Source organism: Arthrobacter sp. P1_D4, from assembly GCF_056406115.1.
Genome location: NZ_JBFUAU010000004.1, coordinates 75,144 through 98,491, shown reverse-complemented (window position 1 = coordinate 98,491; position 23,348 = coordinate 75,144). Strand labels below are relative to the sequence as shown.

The window sequence follows — 23,348 nt, the reverse complement described above, 5'->3', positions numbered from 1 at the left end:
CTGCCGGCGGGGCTGCCAGCGGGGGAGCACGTCAGAACTTCTGGTCCTCCAGCGGGCCGAAGCCCTTGCCGCGGAGCCCGGCGGAAAAGGCGCGGAACCAGTCAGCGAGCCCGCGGAAATCGCCGCTGCGCAGGAAGTAGCCGAGGTAGCCGCCCACATCCGCGATGAAGGACTTGACCCGGAAGTGGCGGCGGATCATGTACCCGCGGTTCCGGTAGTAGAAGTAGCGCTTGAAGGCGGAATCCGGAACGATCACGTGCCACCGCGCACCGAAGACGTGCTTGGTTTCAGCGAAGGCGTGCGGGTGCGTGATGGCGGCGGTGGTCACCGTGCCGAAGCGGATCCCGGCCTTCCTGAGCCTGAGCGTGAAGTCCACCTCGTCGCCACGGATGAAAAGGCGCATGTCCGGCAGGCCGACTTTGAAGAAGACATCGGAACGGATCAGGGCGCCGTTGAAGAAGTGCCCGTCGTCGGGCAGGAATCCGACCTTTTCCACCTCCGCGCGCTCATGCGTGACCTTGCCGCCCAGCCGGAAGAAAAAGGACAGCTGGTCCGGGTGGCCGGGGGCCACCACGAGGGGCACGACGGCGTCCAGATCACGTTCCTGGGCCTCACGGAGCAACGTGGCAAGGCAGTCGGGATCTGCCGGTTCGGCGTCGTCGTCCATCATCCAGATCCAGTCAGCCCCGCTGGCCACGGCCTTGAGGATGGCCAACGAGAATCCGCCGGCGCCGCCAAGGTTTGCCTCGGACCGGACATAGTCCACGTTGGCGTGCTGGCCGGCAACGTCCGTCGACGGCACGGTGCCACTGTCGACGAGGCAAATGGACTGCACTGGAGCGGTCTGGTTGTTGATGGCGTCCATCAGGACCGCCAGCTCCCTGGGACGGTCAAACGTCACGGCAGCGACTGCAACCGAGGGGGTCATCGCGGGGTCCTTTCAGCACGACCGTCAGTGGTTTTCCCGCCGGCAGAGGGCCGTGTGACGCGAAGACAGGTGGCCGTTGGCATTAGTATCTTGACTAGAGTCCACTGTAATACAGCCCTGTCAGGCACTACGCACTGCCTGCCCTGCGCACGGCGACGGAGAAGTTTCATTTTTCGAAAGACAGTTCCACCGCAATCGAATCCACCCCATTTCCGCAGCTCACCGGCGCGTCCGGTGCTGCCGGACGTGCCGGCGTGCGGTGCCTGTGCTGACGGTACGGACGGCGTTTGGCTGGTGGTCGTCCCGTGATCATGTACCTGCTCATGATGCTGACGGCAGCGATTGTGACCTACGCGGCGACATGGGGTGCCCGGCTCGCGGGCAACAAGCTGGAGCTGTATTCCCCGATCCGCAGCCGCGACATGCATTCCACCCCGATCTCCCGGCTCGGCGGCCTCGGCATCTTCGCGGGCGTGCTGGTTGCCCTGGTCACGGCGAGCAATTCGTTTTTCGTCAAGGACATCTTCCGGAACAACACGGCGCCATGGGGAATCCTGGCCGGGGCCGCCGTGATCGTCGTTGTCGGCGTGGCGGACGACCTGCTGGATCTGCGGTGGTGGGTCAAGCTGATCGGCCAAAGCGCCGCGGCACTGGTCGTGGCCACCTGGGGGGTCCGGATGACGATCATCCCGTTCATTCCCGAGCCGATCGTGATCCAGAACGAGGCCGTGAGCATTGTGCTGACGGCCGGGCTGATCGTCACCACCATGAATGCGTTCAATTTCATCGACGGACTGGACGGGCTCGCCGCGGGCGTGGCGATCATCGGCGGGGCGGCGTTCTTCCTCACGGCCTACTGGGTCCACCGCACGGCCGTCCTGCTGGACCGTTCGGACCTCGCCACCCTGCTGACCGCCGTCGTGGTCGGCAGTTGCGTCGGCTTTCTGCCGCATAACTGGTTCCCCTCCAAAATCTTTATGGGCGATTCCGGGGCCATGCTGATTGGCCTGCTGATGGCCTCGGCCGGCGTCGTCTCGACCGGCCAGATCAGCTCGGGCCTCTACGACCGGGCCAACGGCATCCCCACGATCATCCCGATCCTGTTGCCGTTCGCGGTGCTGTTCCTGCCGCTGCTGGACCTGTGCCTGGCCGTGGTGCGGCGGACAGCGCTGGGCCGGTCGCCGTGGTCGGCGGACCGCGGACACCTGCACCACAAACTCCTGGACATCGGATACTCGCACCGCGGCGCCGTCGTGCTGATGTACTTGTGGACCTGCATCCTTGCCTTCGGCGGCCTCGCTTTCGCGATCTTCCCCTGGCACATAGTCCTCGCCATCGATCTGGCCGCCGCGGCAATCATGGCCGTGGCGACTGCCTGGCCGTACCTGCGCCAGCGCGGGCCGCGGCAGATGGCCCGCACTCCCGAATAGCCTGACCGGCATGCCCGGGAACCGGCTCCGACGCGCTTTTCCGAATAATTTCTATCTAATGTAGAATTCAGGGGCGGTACTTCGCCGCCTGCCTTGACCAGCAATACGCCAGCGACGATTGGGATCTGATGACCTCCAACGCCGAACCGGAACCCGCTTCCGGCAACGGACCCGTTGGCGTCTCCGGCCCCACAAAATCCCTGTGGCTCAGGCTGCTGGCAATCAGTTCCGCGGCCTCCGCCGCAGCACTGGTGTTGACCGGCACAGCCGCCTACATCTTTAACGGCGCCGTGGGGTTCTGGTCCGCACTGTTCGGGGGCGCGCTGGTGATGGCCTTCTTTGCCATCAGCCTCGCGGTGGGCCACTTCGTCGGCCGCAACAACCCCTCCGGAGCGATCGGAGTGTTCGTCGCGACGTACTTCGTCAAGGTTGTCGGCTTCGCCGTGGTCCTCTTCGTCATCGGCGCCCCGGCCTGGCTGCACGACCGCTGGTTCCTGATCGGCGCCGTCGTCACCGTCGTGTTGTGGCAGGCAGCCGAAATTTACGGTTTCAGCAAGGCCAGGCTTCAGATTTACAACGATCCCGAAACGCGAAAAGGCGGCACCGATGTTTAGCCGCAAATCCGGCCGCAGGCCAGTTGGCGGACCACGTACCGGACCAGAAAACCAGCCAGCCAAATCACCCAAAACTACGCCCGGTGCCCCCGGTGTATCGACCGACGGAAGCGACGGCGGATACAACGCCGGAATCGCCGTCTTCAGCTACATTGTTGGCGGAATCATCGTCTGGAGTTTGATAGGGTGGGGACTGGATAATCTGTGGGGAACCCGCTGGATTGTGCTCGCAGGCGCTCTGCTTGGAGCTGCGGGAGGGTTCTATCTTTCTCATATGCACGGCCTCACCAGTAACAGAATTTCTGCTGGTGACGGCAATGCTGCACGTGGCCCGTCCCAGGACGAGGAACAGTAATGCCAAATAATTTTACAGGGGGAGAGGCGGGCACCAATGTCGCCGGTCCCCGCCCAACGCCCAATGATGGACACTGCAGAGAGGAAACGCGTTGATCGCGCTTGCGCTCCCGGCCCAAGATTCAGGAACCTTCACGCCTCCTGGAATTGAAGAACTTCACCTGCCGGCTATCATCCCCTGGGGTGCGGCCGAAGGATTTTCCAAGCAGATGCTGCTGGTAATCCTGTCGGTTGTCATTATCGCTACATTTTTTGTGATCGCTGCGCGGAAGCAGCAGCTGGTTCCCGGCAAGCTGCAGTTCGCAGGCGAGGCTGCCTACAGCTTCGTCCGCAACGGCATCGCCAAGGACATTATCGGCGGCCGGGACTTCATGAAGTATGTCCCGCTGCTGTTCAGCCTGTTCTTCTTCATCCTCGTGAACAACATCTACGGTGCAATCCCGCTGATCCAGCTTCCGACCTTCTCCCATGTCGGCGGAGCCTACGTGATGGCGGCGATCGTGTATGTCACCTGGATCGCCATCGGCATCAAGAGGAACGGCCTGAAGTACTTCAAGCTGGCAACAGTTCCTTCCGGTGTGCCGTTCTACATTCTCCCGATCGTCGTCCCGATCGAGATCATCTCCAACTTCCTGGTCCGCCCGGTCACGCACAGCCTCCGTCTGTTCGCCACCATGCTGGCCGGCCACTTGATCGTGATGATCTCCGGTGCGGGCATCGAATTCCTCGTGATGCAGGAAAACGTCCTCCTCAAGGGCGCGTCCGTACTCGTCCTTGGCGGTGCGATCGCCATGTACATGCTCGAAGCGCTGATCATGGTGCTGCAGGCCTACGTTTTCACGCTGCTGACCGCGATCTACATCGAAGGCGCGCTCCACGCCGACAGCCACTAGGCCCAGCGCCAGACGGCAGAAGGCCAGACGGCACAACATAGTCTTCCCCTCTAGGGGATGAAGCAAACCAAACAACCTGCCACATGGGTGGCATCTTGAAAGGAACAAAAAAATGGAAGGCTCCATCAACGGCTCCCTCAACCTCGTCGGCTACGGCCTCTCCGCCATCGGCGGTGGTATCGGTGTGGGTCTCGTGTTCGCTGCCTACATCAACGGCGTGGCACGTCAGCCGGAAGCCCAGCGCGTCCTGCAGCCGATCGCATTCCTCGGCCTCGCGCTGACTGAAGCCCTCGCCATCCTCGGCCTGGTCTTCGCGTTCGTTCTCAAGTAAACAGAACAACCGAACATCCAGAACCGAGTAGATAAGGACGGGTGAAATATGAATCAAGCGATCATCTCAGCCGCCACCGAAGGCGGTACTAACCCCCTCGTTCCCAATCCTTGGGAAATGCTTGTCGTCTTCGCCGGCTTTGCGCTCCTCATGTTCATCGTGGTCAAGTACGTTGTCCCGATGTTCGAGAAGACCTTCGCAGAGCGGGCCGAAGCCATCGAGGGTGGCATCGCCAAGGCCGAAAAGGCCCAGGCCGAGGCCTCCGCAGCACTCGAAGAGTACAAGCAGCAGCTCACGGAAGCCCGCACCGAAGCCAACCGCATCCGCGAGGAAGCACGCGCCGAAGGTGCCCAGATCCTTGCAGAGCTGAAGGAGAAGGCGGCTGCCGAGTCTGCCCGCATCACCGCGCAGGCCCACACGCAGATCGAATCCGAGCGCCAGGCGGCCGTTGTGTCGCTCCGCGCGGAGGTCGGCACGCTGGCCACGACTCTGGCGAGCCGCATCGTCGGCGAGGCACTGAGCGACGATGCACGGTCGGCCCGAGTGGTGGACCGCTTCCTGGCAGATCTGGAGAACCAGAACGCGGGTGTAGCTAAGTAATGGCAGGTGTATCGAGCGAATCGCTGGCCGCTGCGCTGGCGGCACTGGAGGCCAAGCTTCCCACTGCGTCGCTGCAGTTGGCAAAGGAACTCTTCGGAATCCTGGGAACCGTGGACAGCTCAGCCGGCTTGCGCCGTGCTTTGACTGACCCGTCCCGCAGCGGTGACGAAAAGTCGGCGCTGGTCAAGCAGCTCTTCGGCGGGAAAGTATCCGCTGACGCTGTTGAAATCGCAGCCGGACTGGCCAGCTCCCGCTGGGCATCGGCACGGGATATCGGCGATGCACTCGAGACTCTTGCCGCTTCGGTGGTCATCGCTGTTGCCGAGAACAAGTCGGCCGTCTCTGCCTCCGGGCTCAGCGGACTGGAATCGCTGGAGAACGATCTGTTCTCCTTCAACCAGGCCGTCGAGTCCAGCCACGAGGTCCAGCGTGCTCTGTCCGAGCCGCAGGCCAGCCCGGCCGCCAAGGTGTCCCTCGCCGACAAGCTCGTACCCGGTGCGAGCGAGGAAGCGAAAGTCCTGATCGGGCAGGCCGTCACGGCTCCGCGCGGGCTTAAGGTCACCAGGCTGGTCCGCCGTTTCGCCGAGCTTGCCGCCAAGCGCCAGCAGCGCTGGATTGCAACGGTCGACGTCACCCGTCCGCTGACGGAAACGCAGATCAGCCGCCTGCAGGCGGGGCTGAACGCCCTTTACGGGCGCGAGCTCAAGATCAACATGAACGTTGACCCGGCACTGATCGGTGGCATCCGGATCCAGGTAGGTGACGAAGTGGTTGACGCTTCGGTCGCCGGCCGCCTGGGCCAGCTCCAGCGTCAGCTTGCCGGCTAGCCGGACAAGCACAACCTAACGACAAGAAACCCCGGTCATCGTGAGCAACGATGATCACGAAAACAGGAGAGCAGGGACTGCAGATGGCCGAATTGACCATCAACGCCGACGACGTCCGTAATGCGTTGAACGAGTTCGCGGCGTCCTACGAACCCGGAAACGCAGAGCGCGTAGAGGTCGGCCGTGTAACAACCGCAGGTGACGGCATCGCCCGTGTTGAGGGCCTTCCCTCGGTCATGGCGAACGAGCTGCTTCGCTTCGAAGACGGCACGCTGGGCCTGGCCCAGAACCTCGACGTCCGCGAGATCGGCGTCATCATCCTCGGTGACTTCACCGGAATCGAAGAAGGCCAGGAAGTCCACCGCACCGGGCAGGTTCTGTCCGTGCCGGTTGGCGACGCCTTCCTCGGCCGCGTGGTTGACCCGCTGGGCCAGCCCATCGATGACCTCGGCGAGATCAAGGCCGAGACCACCCGTGCTCTGGAACTCCAGGCACCCGGCGTGACCCAGCGTAAGTCGGTCCACGAGCCGATGCAGACCGGACTCAAGGCTATCGACGCCATGATCCCGATCGGCCGCGGCCAGCGCCAGCTGATCATCGGTGACCGCCAGACCGGCAAGTCCGCCATTGCCATCGACACGATCATCAACCAGAAGGCCAACTGGGCTTCCGGCGACGTGACGAAGCAGGTGCGCTGCATCTACGTGGCGATCGGCCAGAAGGCATCCACGATCGCAGCCGTCCGCCAGACCCTCGAGGACAACGGCGCCCTGGAATACACCACGATCGTGGCTTCCCCGGCGTCCGACCCCGCAGGCTTCAAGTACCTGGCACCGTACGCCGGCTCGGCCATCGGCCAGCACTGGATGTACGGCGGCAAGCACGTCCTCATCGTGTTCGATGACCTGTCCAAGCAGGCCGAGGCCTACCGTGCAGTGTCGCTGCTGCTCCGCCGCCCGCCGGGACGCGAAGCCTACCCGGGCGACGTCTTCTACTTGCACTCCCGTCTGCTGGAGCGTTGTGCCAAGCTCTCCGACGAGCTCGGTGCAGGCTCGATGACCGGTCTGCCGCTGATCGAGACCAAGGCGAACGACGTTTCCGCCTACATCCCGACCAACGTGATCTCCATCACCGATGGCCAGATCTTCCTGCAGTCGGACCTCTTCAACGCCAACCAGCGCCCCGCTGTCGACGTCGGTGTGTCCGTCTCCCGTGTTGGTGGCGCCGCCCAGGTCAAGTCCATGAAGAAGGTCTCCGGTACCTTGAAGCTGGAACTGGCCCAGTACCGCGACATGCAGGCCTTCGCCATGTTTGCCTCGGACCTGGACGCCGCATCGCGCCAGCAGCTGACCCGCGGTGCACGCCTGATGGAACTGCTCAAGCAGGGCCAGTACTCGCCGTTCCCGGTCGAGAACCAGGTCGTCTCCATCTGGGCCGGCACCAACGGCCACCTGGACGAGGTTCCGGTTGAAGACATCAACCGCTTCGAGACCGAGTTCCTGGAGCACCTCAAGCACAAGTCCTCCATCCTGACGACGCTGGCCCAGACCAACGTCATGGACGATGACACCGCTGAAGCACTGAAGACCGCAATCGTGGACTTCAAGAAGGGCTTCTTCGGCGAGGGAGACAACCTCCTGGTCGGTGCGGGGCACGAGGAGCACGCCCCCATCGGCGAGGATCAGGTCGACCAGGAAAAAATCGTCAAGCAGAAGCGCTAGTTTCGCTGGCAGGGACTGCCGGGACCCGCACGGGTTCCGGCAGTCCCGGCCATCGGGATCTTAGGAAAGGATAAGTATGGGAGCCCAGATCCGGGTCTACCGCCAGAAGATCAGCTCGACGACGTCGATGCGCAAGATCTTCAAGGCGATGGAACTGATCGCTACCTCGCGCATCGGCAAGGCCCGCGCACGCGTAGCAGCTTCACTGCCTTACGCGAACGCGATCACGCGTGCCGTTTCTGCTGTCGCAAGCCAGAGCGAAATCGACCACCCGCTGGTCACCGAGCCGGCGCAAATCCGCCGGGCCGCCGTCCTGGTCATCACCTCGGACCGTGGCCTCGCGGGATCTTACTCGGCGAGTGTCCTCAAGCAGGCCGAAGGCCTCAACGAGCTGCTCCACGGGGAAGGCAAGGAAGTCAAGACGTTCCTGGTCGGCCGCAAGGCGCAGGCGTACTTCGACTTCCGGAACCGTGAATACGCTCGCGTATGGACCGGCAACACGGATGCACCGGAGTTTGCGACCGCGCGCGAAGTCAGTGAAGCACTGCTGGCCGAATTCGCTAACGCCTACGAAGAGGGCGGCGTCGACGAAATCCACGTCGTCTACACCCGCTTCAAGTCGATGGTGACCCAGGAGCCGACGGTCGTCCGTCTGCTGCCGCTCGAGGTTGTCGAAGAGAAAGCCGCGTCCGAATCGGACCTGCTGCCCCTCTACGAATTCGAGCCGGAAACGGAGCAGGTTCTCGATGCCCTGCTGCCGCGCTACATCGAATCACGTATCTTCGCCGCCATGTTGCAGGCAGCAGCTTCCGAGCTCGCAGCCCGCCAGCGTGCGATGAAGTCCGCCGGCGACAACGCGACGGATCTCATCAAGAAGTACACGCGTCTGCGCAACACTGCCCGTCAGGCTGAAATTACGCAGGAGCTTTCCGAAATCGTTGCCGGTGCCGACGCGTTGTCCGCGTCCTAGCCAGTACGAGCCCGGATCCAGCTGTACCTGCACCAAAAGATAAACTTAACCCCACGCCATCTACTGAGTGAAGTGAGAGAGATGACTGCCACTGCTACCGATCACGTAGCCGCAACGTCCGGTGCTACCGGTCGTATTGCACGTGTTATTGGCCCGGTTGTCGACGTCGAATTCCCGGCTGACGCAATCCCCTCGATTTACAACGCACTCACCACCGAGATCACTCTCAACGGTGAGACCCGAACCATCACGTTCGAGGTTGCCCTGCACCTGGGTGACAACCTGATCCGTGCCATCTCCCTCCAGGCCACCGACGGACTTGTCCGCGGTACCAACGTGGTGGACACCGGTGCCCCGATCTCCGTGCCCGTGGGCGACGGCGTCAAGGGCCACATCTTCAACGTGCTGGGCCAGCCCCTCGACGTTGCCGAGTCCGAACTCCAGATCAGCGAACGCTGGCCTATCCACCGCAAGGCTCCGGCCTTCGCGACCCTGGAAGGCTCCACCGAGATGCTGGAAACCGGCATCAAGGTGATCGACCTCCTCACCCCGTACATCAAGGGTGGCAAGATCGGCCTGTTCGGTGGTGCCGGCGTCGGCAAGACCGTGCTGATCCAGGAAATGATCACCCGTGTTGCCCGCAACTTCGGCGGCACCTCGGTGTTCGCCGGTGTCGGCGAGCGTACCCGTGAAGGTAACGACCTCTGGGTCGAAATGGAAGAGGCCGGCGTCCTCAAGGACACCGCCCTTGTGTTCGGCCAGATGGACGAGCCGCCGGGAACGCGTCTGCGCGTTGCACTGTCCGCCCTGACCATGGCGGAGTACTTCCGCGATGTGCAGAACCAGGACGTGCTGCTCTTCATCGACAACATCTTCCGCTTCACCCAGGCAGGCTCCGAGGTTTCCACCCTCCTCGGCCGCATGCCGTCGGCCGTGGGCTACCAGCCCAACCTGGCTGACGAGATGGGCCTCCTCCAGGAGCGCATCACGTCCACCAAGGGCCACTCCATCACCTCGATGCAGGCCATCTACGTTCCCGCAGATGACTACACCGACCCGGCTCCGGCCACGACCTTCGCACACCTCGACGCGACCACGGAACTTTCCCGTGAAATCGCTTCCCGTGGTCTGTACCCGGCCGTTGACCCGCTGACGTCGACCTCCCGCATCCTGGATCCGCAGTACATCGGCCACGACCACTACAACACGGCCGTCCGCGTCAAGCAGATCCTGCAGAAGAACAAGGAACTTCAGGACATCATCGCCATCCTCGGCGTTGACGAACTCTCTGAAGAAGACAAGATCGTCGTGTCGCGTGCACGGCGCATCCAGCAGTTCCTCTCGCAGAACACCTACACCGCCAAGCAGTTCACCGGCGTCGAGGGCTCCACCGTGTCCATCAAGGACACTGTTGAAGGCTTCACCGCTATCTGCGACGGCGACCTTGACCACGTTGCAGAGCAGGCGTTCTTCAACGTCGGCGGCCTGGACGACGTCGAGCGCCAGTGGGCCAAGATCCAGGAACAGACCAAGTAATATGGCTGAGCTTGAGGTTGAGATTGTCGCAGCGGACCACTTTGTGTGGTCCGGAGCGGCCAAGATGGTCAAGGCCCGCACCAGCGATGGTGAAATCGGAATCCTGCCCGGCCACTCGCCCCTGCTGGCGATTCTGGCCGAAGGTGAGCTGGCAATCGAGCCGGTATCCGGTGACCGCATCGCTGTAGTCGTTGACGGGGGATTCTTCTCTGTCGACAACAACAGGGTGGTCATTGTTGCTGACAACGCCCAAATGGGCGAAGCGGCTACTGCGGGGATCCGCTAGCACGACCTTGATGAACGATATTGGTTTGCCGTTCATCGTCCTGGCAACTGCGTTTGCGTTGCTGGTATTTGCACTGTGCCTTTCGGGGGTGCGCCGCTTCAATCTGCGGCGCGCCCTGGGCACGGTGGACGCCTCCATCTGCACGGCTGGAAACAGCTGGCAGATGGGGGTTTGTCGTTATCAGGACAACGACCTCGAATGGTTCCGCCTGGTCTCACTCAGCGTCCGCCCCAAGCACACCTTCCGGCGTAGCTCACTGGAGCTGCTTGGCCGGCGGAAGCCGACCGAATCCGAGCTCCTCAAGGTCCAGCCCGACGCCGTTATCGTGGAGCTCCGCTACGAGGGCCAGCAGGTCCTGCTGGCCATGCGATTTGATGCCTACACAGGGTTGTCATCCTGGCTTGAGGCCGGACCCGTCATCGGCGTCGGCACCTGGCGCTAGCCCCGGTGGACTACCTCGATGGCCTGAGCCTGGTCGACGGGCCGGTGGCGTGGCTCGTGTGGGCCGCCGCCGCGGCGGGCCTGGCCTACCTCCTGACCCACGTTGCCCTCCGGCACACGGGTTTTGCGCGCACGGGTTTTGGGCGCACCGGCCGCCGCGAGCCCGGCGCGGCCGTGGCCGTCGCGGCTGCCATGACCCTGCTCGCCGCGGCGCTCGTCGCTGCCGTGCACTGGTTCCTGCTCTACGCCGTCAATGTCTTCCCTGCCGAACTGCCGGGGGAAACCCTCGCCTGGTCCGTTGCCGGCGTCCTCGCCCTGCTGCTGTGGTTCATGCGTCTGCTTGGGCTCTGGGGCCGCGGACGGCCCGGCACTAATCCGACCGGCTCTAATCCGAGCCGTAGCCGTCGCTGGCGTTCAAGCGCAGCAGCCACGGCGGCTTTCCTGGCCGTCGTCGCTCTGTCCGCCGTCCAGATCAACATTTACTTCGGCCTGAACCACACTGTCGGCGACCTCACCGGAGCGGCCGCAGCCCGGATCCAGCCGCTCGAGGCCGGCCTGACGCGCGCCGCCGGCGCCCCTGCCGCCACCGGGCTCGCCCACTGGCAGGCGCCCGCCCACCTTCCCGACGGCGTCATCCGCAAGGCGGTCATCCCGGGCACCGTCTCCGGCTTCCAGAGCAGGGACGCCTACGTCTATCTCCCTCCGGCCTACCTGGGTTCCCCCCGGCCCGCGCTGCCGGTGCTGGTCCTCTTTTCCGGCCAGCCGGGAGGTCCTGCCGACTGGCTGACCGGCGGCGCACTCCGGAGCCGGCTCGACCGGTTCGCCGCGGAGCACGCCGGGGTGGCGCCGGTAACGGTGGTGGTCGATCCCAACGGCTCGGCCGCGGGAAACACGCTGTGCATGGACAGCCGGATTGCCCAGGCGGACACCTTCCTGGCGCGGGACGTGCCGGACTGGATCAAGCGCACGCTCGACGTCGACCCGGATCCCCGCCAGTGGGCCGCGGGCGGCTTCTCCTTTGGCGGCACGTGCGCCATGCAGATGGTCACGAGGCATCCGGACGTCTACAGCGCCGCGCTGGCCTTCTCCAGCGAGGAGGAGCCTGCCCTCGCGAAGGTGCGGGCCGAGACCATTGAGGCCTCCTTCGGCGCCGACGCCGCGGCCTTCGACCAGCTGACCCCGCTGCGCGTCATGGCGGAACACCGCTTCGACGGCCACGGCGTGTATTTCGCCGCCGGAGACCGCGACCCGCAGTTCACCGGCCACATGGACGCGCTCTCCGAGGCGGCACGCCGGGCGGGGTTCAGCGTCGAAACACACCGGATCGCCAACGCGGGGCACTCCTGGGACGTGGCATCCGGCGGCCTTCCCGGCGGCCTGGACTTCCTGGCCCGACGCTGGGGGATCGAGCCATGAGCCAGGCCAAGACCGGCAGTAACCGGACCGCGGCGGGCCCGGGCCCGGAGATCCCGCCGCTGCAGGGTGTCTGGCGCCAGGGCCTGCGCCGGACGCTGGCGCACTTCCGTGCCGTACCCTTCACGCTGGCGGTCCTCGCGGCCTTCCTCGGTGTCGGGGCCGTCACGGGCAGCTTCCTGTCTGGCCCGCCCGGCGCCCTCTTGCCCGTAGCGTCCGTCAACGCTTCGGGGCTGAAGGCGGGGCACTGGTGGTCCTTGTTCACCTCGCTGTTCTTCGCCACCAACCTGCTGGCCTACCTGACCGCATCACTGATGATCCTCCTGCTGCTGGGACTCGCTGAACGGCATCTGGGGACCCTGCGGACGGCCGTATTCTTCTTTGTAGGCCAGTTCGCTGCGGTGACGGTGTTCCTGCTGGTCACCCAGCTGGCCCGGTACATTGGCGACGGCTGGCTGGGGCTCATGGTCAACGCCCGGCTGATCGGCCCCTACGCCGCCGTCCTGGCCGTGGCCCTGGCCGCCAGCGGCCTGCTACCCACGCTGTGGCAACGCAGGCTGCGGACCGCCGGCCTGTCCGCGTCCCTGCTGCTGGTGCTCTACGTCGGGCATCCGGAGACAGTGGTTGGGCTCGCCGGTGCCCTTGCCGGCCTAGCCGCGGGCTGGTGGATCCAGGGCGACCGGGGGACCCTGCACCGGCACCGTTCAACCGGACGCGAGACACGCAACCTGCTGGCGCTCACGGTCGCGATCTTCGCGGTGGGGCCGATCCTCACGGCCGCCGTCAGCAGCCCCACCGGGCCCCTGGCCCTGTTGCGCGACGTCGTGCTGAACCCGCTGCCCACACTGGGCCAGCTGGAGGAAAACTGCGGCGGCACGGTGGACGTCAGCTGCCTGGAGGCCGGCCGCGCCGGACTCGCCGGTCCGCTGGGCCTCGCGCTGGCGGTTGTCCCGGTGATCCTGCTGCTGATCTGTGCGGACGGCATGCGGCAGGGCCGCCGCCTGGCCCTGCGGATCGCGATCATCGTCCAGCTCGGCGTGACAGCCCTGGCCGCCGTGTACCTGGCCCTGTTCGCCCGGATTCCGCACTACGCCAGCCAGCCGCACACGGCCGTGATGGGCTCAGGCTTCGTCCGCGTCCTGCCGCTCGTCGCCGTTCCGTTGCTGCTCGTTGTGCTGCTGTGGCTTAACCGCCGGCAGTTCAGGGTGGAGACTGCTCCGCGGGCCAGGCGGACCCTGGGCATCGTGGTCGGGGGCACGTGGCTGGTGCTCGCCGGGGCGTATTCGGTGGCCTGGCTCGCCGCCGGCGGGATGGACCGCGACGGGGGAGTGCTGGGCCTCGCGGCGGAACTCGCCCGGCAGTACCTGCCGCTGCCCATTCCGGGCGCCTACAGCCGGTTGTTCCAGAACCGCAACGCCGTCGAGTCATTTCTGTTCGCCTATGCCGGCATCATCTTCTGGGGGGTGGCCCTGGCGGCGGTCTGGCTGGTGCTGCGGCGGCGGCTGCACGGTACCGGACACAGCACCGACGTCGGCTCCGGGGACCGGGACACGGCGCGTGACCTGATCCGCCAAGGCGGGGACTCACTGTCCTGGATGGCGCTCTGGGAACCGAACAAATACTGGTTTACGCCGGACCGGCGCGGCGGCGTGGCCTATCAGCAGCACGGCAACGTGGCCCTGACGCTGGCGGGCCCGTTCGGATCCGCTGCCCTCCGCGAGGAGACCGCAGCGGGTTTCATGCGCTACTGCGCCGAACACGCCCTGATCCCGTGTTTCTACTCCTGCACCGCCGAACTCTGGCCGATGCTCCGGGCCCGCGGATTCCGCCGCGTGGCCGTGGCCCAGGAAACCAGGCTCGCCGTGCGCGAACTCGAGTTCAAGGGCAAGGAATGGCAAAACGTCCGCACCGCCCTGAACCGTGCCGCGAAGACCGGTGTCCAGGCCGTATGGGGGCGCTACAGCGAATTCCCGGCCCCGCTGCGGACCCAGCTCAGCGAGGTCTCCGAAGAATGGGCGGCGCAAAAGCACGTGCCGGAGATGGGCTTCACGCTCGGCAGCATCGACGAGCTCGACGACGACGAGGTGCTGTGCTGCCTGGCGGCGGACGCCTCCGGACGCGTGCAGGGCGTTACGAGCTGGCTGCCGGTGTACGAGCACGGACAGCTCGTGAGCTGGACCCTGGACTTCATGCGCCGGCGCGGCGACGCGTTCCCTGGTGTCATGGAGTTCCTCATTGCTTCCGCCGTGCTGGAACTCAAGCGCACGGTTGAGGTGATCTCCTTGTCCGGATCGCCGCTGGCGAAGGACCGTGACGGAGACATTGCCGGCGCCAGCGACTCGGGCAGCGACTCCGGCAGCGATTCCGGCGGCAGCGACGCCGGGCCGGAGGGGCTGGCCGGGATCCTGGACGTGGTGGGCAGGGCCCTGGAACCCGTCTACGGCTTCCGCTCGCTGGCGACCTTCAAGTCGCGTTTCAAACCGGACTACCGCACGCTGTACCTCTACTACCAGGATCCGTTGCAATTGCCGGCGATGGGCCGGGCCCTGAGCCGCGCGTACCTTCCCGGGTTGTCCGTCCGGCAAAGTGCCCGGCTGCTGCGCACTTTGGTGCGTTAGGCAGGGCCCTGCGGGTTAGTGCCCGGGGTTAGTGCGGAATTCGGCCGAAGAATGCACCGGGCCAATGCGGACGACCTGAAACACCGCGCCGAAGAATGCACAAAAAAATGATCCCCGGCACTAATGCCGGGGATCATTCCTGGTGCCGGAAATGCCCTAAAGCACTTCCCGGCGGCAGACTAGACCAGCGTTACGCCGGTGGCCTGGGGGCCCTTGGCGCCCTGGCCGATCTCGAACTGAACACGCTGGTTCTCGTCGAGGGTCTTGAAGCCACCGGTCTGGATCTCGGAGTAGTGAACGAAGACATCGCCATCGGAGTCATCCGGGGTGATGAAGCCGAAGCCCTTTTCTGCGTTGAACCACTTGACGGTTCCCTGAGCCATTTGTTTCTCCTCATTGTGGATCTTGAATAAATCCGGCGCACTTCGCACCGGACTTGGTCACTCTGCGAGAAGAACCTTTGGCAACGGAACCGGATTCACGGACCGTGGCGGCAGGAGCTTCACGCTCGCAACATGTCTTGCGAGCATGAAAAACACCTACACAAAGACTCGTATAAGAATTTCATGACACTTGCGTCAGGTCAACGGGCGAACGGAAGAATTGCATAAAAATTGTGCAAAGAACGTCTTAACGCGAATCGCCGCCACGGAAAGCCTGCCGCAGGGTGCTTAAAAGAGCCGGGATTCGCTGTCGTCAACGCCGCGCATGGCGTCGTAGTCCAGGGTCACGCAGTCGATTCCGCGGTCCTTGGCGAGGACCTTGGCCTGCGGCTTGATCTGCTGGGCTGCGAAGATTCCCCGGACAGGGGCCAGCAGCGGGTCCCGGTTCAGCAGTTCCAGGTACCGGGTGAGCTGCTCGACGCCGTCGATGTCCCCCCGGCGCTTGAGCTCAATGGCCACGGTGGCGCCATCCGCGTCCCGGGCAAGGATGTCCACGGGGCCGATCGCGGTGAAGTACTCGCGGCGGATCAGCGAGAACCCGGTGCCCAGCAGTTCGATCTGGGCGGCCAGGAGCCGCTGGAGGTCCGCTTCGACGCCGTCCTTGATCAGGCCGGGGTCCTGGCCCAGTTCGTGGGAGGTATCGTGCAGCTGCTCGTGGATGTTGATGATGAGCCGGTCATCGGTCTTGGCCGACTGGACCGTCCACTGTTCGACGACGCCGACCTCGACGTCGACCTCATCGGGTGTGGAGACCCGCAGGGACGCAGGAGGGCTCATCCAGTTCAGCGGCTTGTAGGACCCGCCGTCGGAATGGACCAGGACCGAACCGTCGGCCTTGACCAGCAGCAGCCTGGTGGCCAGCGGCAGGTGGGCTTTGAGGCGGCCGACGTAATCAACGGAGCAGCGGGCTATGACTAAACGCACCCGGTCAACTCTACCGCCTGCGCGGGCGGCGGCTTGGCGGCCCGGCAACGGGCGGCAGCCGGACTGGGGCAGAATGGAGGCATGCCCCGTTCCAACCGACCCCGCCGCGCCGGTTCTGCGAAGACAGGCTCCGGCAAGGGCACAGCGCCCGGAAAGAGCAAAGCCGCCGGAGCCAAGCACGGACCGGCACCGGAACTTGACCTGGAGCGCGCCCGCTCGGGTTTCGCCCGCCGGGAGAGCGCACCGGACGGCGAATGGATGGTCCGCCCCATCACCGCGGGCCGCGCCGAGAAGACCTACATCTGCCCGGGCTGCTCCACCGCCGTGCTGCCGGGAATCGCCCACCTGGTGGTCTGGTCCGAGGACCATCTCTTTGGCGCCGCCGCGGGTCTCGCCGAGCGGCGCCACTGGCACAGCAACTGCTGGACTTCGCGGAGCTACCGGTATCGCTAAGCTGGTCAGCATGAGCTTTGATCCCGCGTCCTACGTCTTCACCCAGCCCTCTGCTCCCACTGCCATCCGCGCCTCCACGGTCCTGCCGGCCCGCCGCGAGAACGTCGAACTCCGCACGTCGGACGGGCACCGGCTGGTGGGCGAGCTCGCCGTCCCGGAAACCGGCGGAATCAAGGCAACACTCATCACGCTGCACCCGCTGCCGACGCACGGCGGCTTCATGGATTCGCACGTCTACCGCAAGGCCTCCTACCGGCTGCCAGCCCTCGCGGGAATCGCCGTCCTGCGCTTTAACACACGCGGCACCTCATCGCCGCGGGGAACCAGCGGGGGAGCCTTCGAGGAAGGCGTCGGCGAGCGTCTCGACGTCGAGGCCGCGGTGCAGTTCGCCGTGGACCGCGGCCTGCCAAACCGGTGGCTGGTCGGCTGGTCCTTCGGCACCGAGCTGGCCCTGATGTACGGCGCTACCGAGCCCGTCGCCTCGGAAATCGAGGGGGCTGTGCTGCTCTCGCCCCCGCTGCACCGGGCCACGGACGTGCACCTGAAGGAATGGGCCGAGGCCGGCAAGCCGTTGAAGGTCCTGGTCCCCGAGCACGACGACTACCTGCAGCCGGCGGCTGCGGCCGCGAGATTCGCGCTGGTGCCGCAGGCGCAGGTGCTGGGGGTCGACGGCGCCAAGCACCTGTGGGTGGGGGAGAAGTACGCCGGGCGGGTTCTCAACGAAATCGTGGAGGAGGTCATCCCCGGCAGTGCCGGATCTGGCAGCGCCGGAACTGTGCTTCCGCAGGAATGGGACGGGCCGGTCGCCACGGCACACGCCTGAGCCGCCAACGGCGCAAAGGAAAAAAACCGCACCGAAACAGGACAGCCGCACCGTGGACCACGGTGCGGCCGTCCTGTTTCAGTGCGAAAATCCGCCAGGCGGAACTGTCAGCGGCTGTCCTGGCGCGCGATGAGGATTTCTTTGACCAGCAGCATGATGGCCGCCGCGGTGGGAATGGCGATCAGGGCTCCGAGGACGCCCAGCAGGCTGCCGCCGGCGATGACCGAGATGACGGCGACGGCGCCCGGCACCGCCACGGCTTTCTGCATGATGCGCGGTGAGATGAAGTAAGCCTCGAACTGGAGGTAGGCGAAATAGCAGATGGCGAAGACGAGCGCGGTCTGCCAGCCGGCGGTCAGTGCCACGATTGTCACCAGGAACCCGGCAATCATGCCGCCCACCAGCGGGATGAACGCCAGCAGGGCCACCACGAACGCCAGCAGCGTGGCGAACGGTACGCCGATGATCGACATCACAATGAACGCGAACGTGGCGTTCAGCACTGCGACGGCGGCCTGGCCGATCACGTAGTTGCCCACCGAACCGGTGATTTCCTCGGACAGGGCTTCAACCCGGGCCCGGCGCGAGCGCGGCGCGAGCCGGTAGCCCCACTTCTTCATGGCGGGCAGGGCACCGAGGAAGTACAGGCTCAGGACCAGCACGATCAGTGCGCCGAACAGTCCGTTTGCCACGGTGGAGCCGAAGCCCACAACACCGCCGAAGATGCCGCCCATGGCGTCCGGGTTGTTCACGAACTTCTCCAGCTCCTGGCTGATCCGGTCCCGGATGCCGAACTGGCTGTCGACGCTCCGGAAGAATTCCGAGTCAATAAACTCCTGGACCCACTTGGGCGCCTGCTGCACGATTTGCGTCACCTGCTGCACGATCGTGGGGATCAGGGCGGCAAAAAATGCGGCGACTCCGAGTGCCAGGGTCGATACGGACAGGAGGATGCCGGCGGCCCGGGGGACATTCCGGCGTTCGAGCCAGCGAACCACCGGGTCCAGGCCGAGGGTGATGAAGAGCGCCGTGATGATCCACAAGAGCAGCTGCGTCGTATTTGACCCGATCCAGTAGACCAGGAGGGCGAAGCCGACGCCGACCGTGCCCATGAAGCCCATATACAGGGGGTGCTGGGCCGACATGCGCGGACCGGGACTGCCGAAGCGGGCATCGGCCGCGGACGTCTCCTCGTCCCCGGCCTCATGCTCCGGGGGCATCTCGAAGCGGATTCTCGGCTGGGCTCCGGGCAGGGGCTGGCGCAGGCGCCGGGCCGCGGACAGCAGGACATTTGCCGCGGCAATCCGGGGGCGGGAGGTTGTGGGCCGGGGACTGGAAACGGGTTGTTCGGGGCCGGGTTCCTGGCCGTCGGACTCCTGCGCTTCTTCTGGTCCGGCGGAGGACGAATCCGTATGTTCAGTCACTGCGTTAAATGCCCTTAATTCCTTGCTGCGCCACACTCGCGGCACTGGTGTGATGATCACCGCAAACACTATCAGCAGGCTTGTCACCAGAGGGGAAAAATGCCCCCGCGGCCACAGCCGCTGGGGGCCGTCCGGGTCCCCGATCTGACTCGCGGGTAACAAAATGGTTACTATTGAAGCTAACTGTCCGCTGATGATAGGTAGTATTTTGCGTTTCAAGACTGCAGTCGCCCTGGTGCTGCTTGGCCTCCTGACACTCCTGGCCGGGATTGGCCAGAAGACGTTCTGGGCTCCCCCGGAGACGATTACGGCCACCGCTCCGACCGGCACCGCCGCGCCGCTGACCGTCTTCGACGAGAAGCTGAAGACTCTGCACCCCGGGACCGTGAAGATTACGGTCAAGGGTGAAGGGGCCTTCCTGCTGGCCGCGGGCCGGCCGGACGACGTCGACGCCTGGGTGGGCAAGACGGCCCACAACACCGTCGCCGGCGTCTCCGAGGACGGCAAGGCGCTGCAGCTGACGCATACCGACGGCGAAGCTACCGCGCCGTCGCCCGCCGGATCGGATCTTTGGGTCACTACCGAGAACGCCACCGGCGAAATGGACTACTCGTGGAACGCGCCGGCCGACGGCGACTGGTCGCTGCTCCTCGCCGCGGACGGCACCAAGCCCGCCCCGGGCTCCATCACGATGACTTTCCCGAACGACACCTCCACGCCGTGGGCCATTCCGTTCATGGTGCTCGGCGGCCTGCTGATCATCGCCGGCGGGGCGCTGCTGGTCCTCAAGCCGAAGTCAGGCAACCGCGACGGCGGCGGCACCGGCGGCGGCACGTTCGCCCGCCGCGCGCAGGCCAAGGCCGCGGCACGCCGCGGGGACAACGGCTCGACGGCAAGCACCCAGGATCCTGCCGCACCCGGCACCCCCGCACCCGAGACTGCGCCGCAGCCGGCCACGCCGGAGAAAACAGGCCCGGAGAAAGCAGCGGCCGGCCAGAAGAAGGGCTCCGGCACGGTGCGCCGTTCCGGCATCGTGGTGGCGGTGCTGACCGCCGCTGCCGTCGCCGGAACGTCAGTGGCCGCCCAGGCCAGCCAGACGCCCGCGCCGTCGCCCAGTGCCCCGGCCTCCAGTGCTCCCGCCTCCGGTGCCCCGGCCTCCGACGCCGCGACCCCGGGCAGCGAGGGCCAGACCGGCGATGCGCCGGTGCTGCTGGACGCGCAGTTCCGCCGCGTCCTGGAACAGGTTGCCGGTGCCGTCGATGCAGGAGACGCTGCCAAGGACGCCGCCAAGCTGGCGCCGCGGGTGGCCAAGTCCGAACTCCAGGTGCGCACACAGAACTACAAGATCCGCTCGCAGGTCGGTTCCTACGAGGCCCGCATGCCTGTCCGCTCCACCAAGCTGCTGACCACGGTGGTCACCAACAAGCGCAGCTGGCCGCGCTCGGTCATGGCCGTGACGCAGGGTGAGGGCAACGTTGTCCCGCAGCTGCTGACCCTGACCCAGGAGTCCCCGCGGGATAACTACAAGCTGGTCAGCAGCACCCCGCTGCAGCCGGGTGCCACATTCCCGGGAATCGGCCGGGCCGGTACGGAGACGCTGGCGCCCGCGGACAAGACCGGGCTCTCGTACAGCGGCGACGAAGCCCTCGCCGGGCTCGGTGACCGCCTGACCAAGGCCGACTCCACCTTCAAGGACAAGCTCGTCGAAGGCCAGTCCTCCCCTTACATCGCGGACACCCTCGCCTACCAGGCCGACGTCGTCAAATCAGGCGTCAACGGCACCTTCGCCTTCACGCACAAGGCGGCCGCGGACAACACTGTCGTGTTCCGAACCGCTGACGGCGGGGCCTTGGTCCTGGGACGGCTGAACTTCTCGTTCGACGGCACTCCGAAGGCCGACGGGGACAAGCTCACCATCGGCGACGACGCGGCCGCCCTGGCCGGCGGCAAGGAGACCAGCACCGGCATGGTGCTGGACTTCGCAGAGTCCGTGGCTGTCTATGTTCCGCCGGCCGGTTCCAAGGATCCGATGAAGCTCGTGGCCGCCACCCGCGGCCTGGTCGGGGCGTCCTTCAAGTAGCCTTCGCCGGCGGGCATGGTGGCGCCGGGCGGGACTTCAATGGCTAGAGTGGAGCTATGACTACGCCAGCTTCCCGCCCGGTCCCGCCAGTTGCCGCCAGCCCGCTGAACCTGCGCGGCGCCGTCGATCTCTCCGCCCTAAAACAGCGGCCGGCGCCGAGTTCTCCGGAACCTGCCCGTCCCGGCGCCGCAGCCCCCGGCCCGGCGGCCTCCGCCGGTTCTGCCGGTGCCCCGGTGGCCCCGGCATCCGGCCCGGCCGACCACGCAGGCCGGCCGTTGCGCGTGGATGTGACCGAGGGCAACTTCCAGGAGCTCGTGGACCTCTCGGCCCAGGTGCCGGTGGTGATCGCGCTCTGGGCCTCGTATTCGCCAGGCTCCGGCCAGCTGGTGGACGTCCTTGAAGGCATCGTCGAGAGCTACGACGGCCGGCTGGTCCTCGGGGCCGCGGACATCGACGTGTTCCCGGAACTTGCCCAGGCGTTCCAGGTGCAGGCCGTGCCGACCGCCGTCGCGGTGGTCAAGGGCCAGCCCGTGCCGCTCTTCCAGGGCGGCGCGGACGAACAGCAGGTACGCAGCCTGTTCGATGAACTTCTCAAGGTCGCGGCCGCCAACGGCGTGACCGGGCGGATCGGCGCCGGCGGCCCGGGTGGCGCGGAACCGGAGGCGCCGCCACTGCCGCCGCTGCACCAGGCGGCGTTCGATGCGATCGAGGCCGGCGACTACGCGGCCGCGGCCGCCGCCTACCGGCAGGCCCTGAACGAGATGCCCGCCGACGCGGAGGCCAAGGCCGGCCTGGCACAGGTGGAACTGATGGATCGCCTGCAGGCCCTCTCCGGGCCCGAGGCAGATGCCCTGCGCCGGCKCGCGGCCGACGAGCCGGACAACCTCGAGGCCCAGCTCGGGGTTGCGGACCTGGATATCGCCGGCGGCCACATCGAGGACGGCCTTGGCCGGATCGTGACGTTCATTGGCCGCAACTTCGGCCCGGAACGGGAGACCGCCCGGGTGAGGCTGCTTGAACTCTTCGACGTCGTCGGCACCGGCGACGACCGCGTCGCCAAGGCCCGCCAGGGGCTGGCCCGGGTGCTGTTCTAGTGGGATCGGCACTTTTCGCGCCGCTGGATCTGAGGTCCCTGCGGCTGCAGCACCGTGGCTGGGTGTCCCCGATGTGCCAGTACAGCTGCGACCCGGAAACGGGGGAGGGCGTGCCCACAGACTGGCACCTGATGCATCTGGGCTCCTTTGCCACCGGGGGAGCGGCCCTGGTCCTCACCGAGGCCAACGCCGTGAACGCCGCGGGCAGGATCAGCCCCCGCGACGCCGGCCTCTACAACGACGACCAGGCCGCAGCCTGGGAACGCATCACCGCCTTCGTGCACCGCCACGGCACCGCGGAGACCAAGATCGGCACCCAGCTGGCGCACGCAGGCCGAAAAGCGTCCTCCTACTGGCCGTTCTCGGGCAAGTTGGGCAGCGTGCCGGCGTCCGAGGGCGGCTGGGACACCGTGGGTCCTGGCACCGGCGCATTCGACGGCTACGCGCCGCCGTCGGCCATGACGGAAGCGCAGATCGACGGCGTGATCGCCGATTTCGCCGCGTCCGCCGTGCGGGCCGTCGACGCAGGGTTCGACACGATCGAAATCCATGGCGCGCACGGCTACCTGCTGCACCAGTTCCAGAGCCCGCTGGTCAACGACCGCACGGACCGCTGGGGCGGGGACGAGGCGGGCCGGAACCGATTGACGCTTGCCGTGGTGGACGCGGTCCGCGCGGTCATCCCGGACTCCATGCCCCTGCTGCTGCGGATCTCGGCCTCGGACTGGGCGCCGGGCGGGATCGAGGCCGACGCCTCGGTCCGGATGGCCGCTGCCGCCGCCGAGCGCGGGGTGGACCTGGTGGACGTTTCCAGCGGCGGGGCCGTGGCGCACCAGCAGATTCCCGTGGGCCCCGGCTACCAGACCGGGTTCTCCGCCCGGATCCGGCGCGAAACCGGGGTCAGGACCGGCACGGTGGGACTCCTGACGTCCGCCGGGCAGGCCGAGCACGCGGTGGCCACCGGCCAGGCGGACGGCGTGTTCATCGCCCGTGCCGCCCTGCGGGATCCGCACTGGTGGCTGCGGGCCGCGTTTGAGCTCGGCCATGACCTCGCGTGGCCGCCGCAGTACGAGCGCGCCCTGCCCCGGCATTCGTTCTAGAACCGGCATCCATTCCAGAACCGCATTCATTCCAGAAACAGCTGT

23 protein-coding genes are annotated in these 23,348 nt (G+C 66.1%); 19 read left to right on the top strand and 4 right to left on the bottom strand.

Going from position 1 to position 23,348, the window contains the following annotated elements; translation table 11 throughout:
• Positions 1 to 31: 31 nt before the first annotated feature.
• Positions 32 to 928: a glycosyltransferase gene (locus tag AC1D0A_RS05805; protein ID WP_243181256.1), complete on the bottom strand. Its 897-nt coding sequence runs from the start codon at positions 926 to 928 to the stop codon at positions 32 to 34.
• A 305-nt stretch (positions 929 to 1,233) separates the two neighbouring features.
• Between AC1D0A_RS05805 and AC1D0A_RS05800 the strand changes: the two genes are divergently transcribed.
• From AC1D0A_RS05800 to AC1D0A_RS05735, 14 genes are all read left to right on the top strand, one after another.
• Positions 1,234 to 2,358, top strand: a complete 1,125-nt coding sequence (locus AC1D0A_RS05800) for an MraY family glycosyltransferase (protein ID WP_243181323.1) — start codon at positions 1,234 to 1,236, stop codon at positions 2,356 to 2,358.
• Between the two features lie 128 nt (positions 2,359 to 2,486).
• Positions 2,487 to 2,972, top strand: coding sequence for a Cg1360 family ATP-synthase-associated protein (locus AC1D0A_RS05795; RefSeq protein WP_243181257.1), 486 nt, complete (start codon positions 2,487 to 2,489; stop codon positions 2,970 to 2,972).
• The gene (locus AC1D0A_RS05790; RefSeq protein WP_243181258.1) at positions 2,965 to 3,327 is read left to right on the top strand and encodes a hypothetical protein; all 363 of its coding nucleotides are present in this window, start codon (positions 2,965 to 2,967) and stop codon (positions 3,325 to 3,327) included. The genes AC1D0A_RS05795 and AC1D0A_RS05790 overlap by 8 nt, the downstream gene beginning before the upstream one ends.
• A 91-nt stretch (positions 3,328 to 3,418) precedes the next feature.
• Positions 3,419 to 4,219 (top strand): F0F1 ATP synthase subunit A, encoded by an 801-nt coding sequence (gene atpB / locus AC1D0A_RS05785; protein ID WP_028276068.1) that lies wholly within the window; start codon positions 3,419 to 3,421, stop codon positions 4,217 to 4,219.
• Positions 4,220 to 4,331: 112 nt separating this feature from the next.
• The gene (atpE, locus tag AC1D0A_RS05780; RefSeq protein ID WP_028276067.1) at positions 4,332 to 4,550 is read left to right on the top strand and encodes an ATP synthase F0 subunit C; all 219 of its coding nucleotides are present in this window, start codon (positions 4,332 to 4,334) and stop codon (positions 4,548 to 4,550) included.
• A gap of 48 nt (positions 4,551 to 4,598) precedes the next feature.
• Positions 4,599 to 5,150 (top strand): F0F1 ATP synthase subunit B, encoded by a 552-nt coding sequence (locus AC1D0A_RS05775; RefSeq protein WP_028276066.1) that lies wholly within the window; start codon positions 4,599 to 4,601, stop codon positions 5,148 to 5,150.
• Positions 5,150 to 5,977 (top strand): F0F1 ATP synthase subunit delta, encoded by an 828-nt coding sequence (locus AC1D0A_RS05770; RefSeq protein ID WP_223916019.1) that lies wholly within the window; start codon positions 5,150 to 5,152, stop codon positions 5,975 to 5,977. Before AC1D0A_RS05775 ends, AC1D0A_RS05770 begins: the two co-directional genes overlap by 1 nt.
• A gap of 83 nt (positions 5,978 to 6,060) precedes the next feature.
• Positions 6,061 to 7,698 (top strand): F0F1 ATP synthase subunit alpha, encoded by a 1,638-nt coding sequence (atpA, locus tag AC1D0A_RS05765; RefSeq protein WP_028276064.1) that lies wholly within the window; start codon positions 6,061 to 6,063, stop codon positions 7,696 to 7,698.
• Positions 7,699 to 7,774: 76 nt separating this feature from the next.
• Positions 7,775 to 8,668, top strand: coding sequence for a F0F1 ATP synthase subunit gamma (locus AC1D0A_RS05760; RefSeq protein ID WP_028276063.1), 894 nt, complete (start codon positions 7,775 to 7,777; stop codon positions 8,666 to 8,668).
• Between the two features lie 81 nt (positions 8,669 to 8,749).
• Complete coding sequence (gene atpD, locus AC1D0A_RS05755) at positions 8,750 to 10,204, top strand: F0F1 ATP synthase subunit beta (RefSeq protein ID WP_018775710.1); 1,455 nt, start codon at positions 8,750 to 8,752, stop codon at positions 10,202 to 10,204.
• A gap of 1 nt (position 10,205) precedes the next feature.
• Positions 10,206 to 10,490 carry a F0F1 ATP synthase subunit epsilon gene (locus tag AC1D0A_RS05750; RefSeq protein WP_018775711.1) on the top strand — a complete coding sequence of 95 codons (285 nt, stop codon included), beginning with the start codon at positions 10,206 to 10,208 and terminating at the stop codon, positions 10,488 to 10,490.
• A gap of 10 nt (positions 10,491 to 10,500) precedes the next feature.
• The gene (locus AC1D0A_RS05745; protein WP_028276062.1) at positions 10,501 to 10,932 is read left to right on the top strand and encodes a DUF2550 domain-containing protein; all 432 of its coding nucleotides are present in this window, start codon (positions 10,501 to 10,503) and stop codon (positions 10,930 to 10,932) included.
• A 5-nt stretch (positions 10,933 to 10,937) separates the two neighbouring features.
• A complete protein-coding gene (locus AC1D0A_RS05740) occupies positions 10,938 to 12,347 on the top strand; it encodes an alpha/beta hydrolase (protein ID WP_476945361.1) in 1,410 nt (469 codons plus the stop codon).
• A complete protein-coding gene (locus AC1D0A_RS05735; protein WP_476945360.1) occupies positions 12,344 to 14,962 on the top strand; it encodes a bifunctional lysylphosphatidylglycerol flippase/synthetase MprF in 2,619 nt (872 codons plus the stop codon). Before AC1D0A_RS05740 ends, AC1D0A_RS05735 begins: the two co-directional genes overlap by 4 nt.
• 179 nt (positions 14,963 to 15,141) lie before the next feature.
• Here AC1D0A_RS05735 and AC1D0A_RS05730 read toward each other — a convergent pair whose 3' ends face one another.
• On the bottom strand, positions 15,142 to 15,345 hold the full coding sequence (locus tag AC1D0A_RS05730; protein WP_011692441.1) for a cold-shock protein: 204 nt from the start codon (positions 15,343 to 15,345) through the stop codon (positions 15,142 to 15,144).
• 288 nt (positions 15,346 to 15,633) lie between these two features.
• On the bottom strand, positions 15,634 to 16,329 hold the full coding sequence (nucS, locus tag AC1D0A_RS05725; RefSeq protein WP_026266819.1) for an endonuclease NucS: 696 nt from the start codon (positions 16,327 to 16,329) through the stop codon (positions 15,634 to 15,636).
• A gap of 81 nt (positions 16,330 to 16,410) precedes the next feature.
• Between nucS and AC1D0A_RS05720 the strand changes: the two genes are divergently transcribed.
• A complete protein-coding gene (locus AC1D0A_RS05720; RefSeq protein ID WP_028276058.1) occupies positions 16,411 to 16,782 on the top strand; it encodes a hypothetical protein in 372 nt (123 codons plus the stop codon).
• 10 nt (positions 16,783 to 16,792) lie between these two features.
• On the top strand, positions 16,793 to 17,605 hold the full coding sequence (locus AC1D0A_RS05715; protein ID WP_476945359.1) for an alpha/beta hydrolase: 813 nt from the start codon (positions 16,793 to 16,795) through the stop codon (positions 17,603 to 17,605).
• Positions 17,606 to 17,712: 107 nt separating this feature from the next.
• Here AC1D0A_RS05715 and AC1D0A_RS05710 read toward each other — a convergent pair whose 3' ends face one another.
• Positions 17,713 to 19,029, bottom strand: a complete 1,317-nt coding sequence (locus AC1D0A_RS05710) for an AI-2E family transporter (protein WP_476945358.1) — start codon at positions 19,027 to 19,029, stop codon at positions 17,713 to 17,715.
• A gap of 193 nt (positions 19,030 to 19,222) precedes the next feature.
• On the opposite strand from AC1D0A_RS05710, the gene AC1D0A_RS05705 reads away from it, so the two are divergent.
• Genes AC1D0A_RS05705 through AC1D0A_RS05695 form a run of 3 tightly spaced genes read left to right on the top strand, consistent with a single transcriptional unit; the run spans position 19,223 to position 23,303 of the window.
• On the top strand, positions 19,223 to 21,109 hold the full coding sequence (locus AC1D0A_RS05705; RefSeq protein ID WP_476945357.1) for a hypothetical protein: 1,887 nt from the start codon (positions 19,223 to 19,225) through the stop codon (positions 21,107 to 21,109).
• A gap of 56 nt (positions 21,110 to 21,165) precedes the next feature.
• Positions 21,166 to 22,203 carry a co-chaperone YbbN gene (locus AC1D0A_RS05700; RefSeq protein ID WP_476945356.1) on the top strand — a complete coding sequence of 346 codons (1,038 nt, stop codon included), beginning with the start codon at positions 21,166 to 21,168 and terminating at the stop codon, positions 22,201 to 22,203.
• Positions 22,203 to 23,303, top strand: coding sequence for an NADH:flavin oxidoreductase/NADH oxidase (locus AC1D0A_RS05695; RefSeq protein WP_243181265.1), 1,101 nt, complete (start codon positions 22,203 to 22,205; stop codon positions 23,301 to 23,303). Before AC1D0A_RS05700 ends, AC1D0A_RS05695 begins: the two co-directional genes overlap by 1 nt.
• Positions 23,304 to 23,348: the final 45 nt, after the last annotated feature.

Excerpts from the sequence above, each read along its gene's own strand:
- AC1D0A_RS05715 (WP_476945359.1), top strand. The coding sequence starts at position 16,793 with ATGAGCTTTGATCCCGCGTCCTACGTCTTCACCCAGCCCTCTGCTCCC.
- AC1D0A_RS05735 (WP_476945360.1), top strand. The coding sequence starts at position 12,344 with ATGAGCCAGGCCAAGACCGGCAGTAACCGGACCGCGGCGGGCCCGGGC.
- AC1D0A_RS05705 (WP_476945357.1), top strand. The coding sequence starts at position 19,223 with ATGATAGGTAGTATTTTGCGTTTCAAGACTGCAGTCGCCCTGGTGCTG.
- AC1D0A_RS05750 (WP_018775711.1), top strand. The coding sequence starts at position 10,206 with ATGGCTGAGCTTGAGGTTGAGATTGTCGCAGCGGACCACTTTGTGTGG.
- AC1D0A_RS05760 (WP_028276063.1), top strand. The coding sequence starts at position 7,775 with ATGGGAGCCCAGATCCGGGTCTACCGCCAGAAGATCAGCTCGACGACG.
- AC1D0A_RS05790 (WP_243181258.1), top strand. The coding sequence starts at position 2,965 with ATGTTTAGCCGCAAATCCGGCCGCAGGCCAGTTGGCGGACCACGTACC.
- AC1D0A_RS05775 (WP_028276066.1), top strand. The coding sequence starts at position 4,599 with ATGAATCAAGCGATCATCTCAGCCGCCACCGAAGGCGGTACTAACCCC.
- AC1D0A_RS05795 (WP_243181257.1), top strand. The coding sequence starts at position 2,487 with ATGACCTCCAACGCCGAACCGGAACCCGCTTCCGGCAACGGACCCGTT.
- atpA (WP_028276064.1), top strand. The coding sequence starts at position 6,061 with ATGGCCGAATTGACCATCAACGCCGACGACGTCCGTAATGCGTTGAAC.
- atpD (WP_018775710.1), top strand. The coding sequence starts at position 8,750 with ATGACTGCCACTGCTACCGATCACGTAGCCGCAACGTCCGGTGCTACC.
- AC1D0A_RS05730 (WP_011692441.1), bottom strand. The coding sequence starts at position 15,345 with ATGGCTCAGGGAACCGTCAAGTGGTTCAACGCAGAAAAGGGCTTCGGC.
- AC1D0A_RS05745 (WP_028276062.1), top strand. The coding sequence starts at position 10,501 with ATGAACGATATTGGTTTGCCGTTCATCGTCCTGGCAACTGCGTTTGCG.
- AC1D0A_RS05770 (WP_223916019.1), top strand. The coding sequence starts at position 5,150 with ATGGCAGGTGTATCGAGCGAATCGCTGGCCGCTGCGCTGGCGGCACTG.
- AC1D0A_RS05720 (WP_028276058.1), top strand. The coding sequence starts at position 16,411 with ATGCCCCGTTCCAACCGACCCCGCCGCGCCGGTTCTGCGAAGACAGGC.
- AC1D0A_RS05805 (WP_243181256.1), bottom strand. The coding sequence starts at position 928 with ATGACCCCCTCGGTTGCAGTCGCTGCCGTGACGTTTGACCGTCCCAGG.
- atpE (WP_028276067.1), top strand. The coding sequence starts at position 4,332 with ATGGAAGGCTCCATCAACGGCTCCCTCAACCTCGTCGGCTACGGCCTC.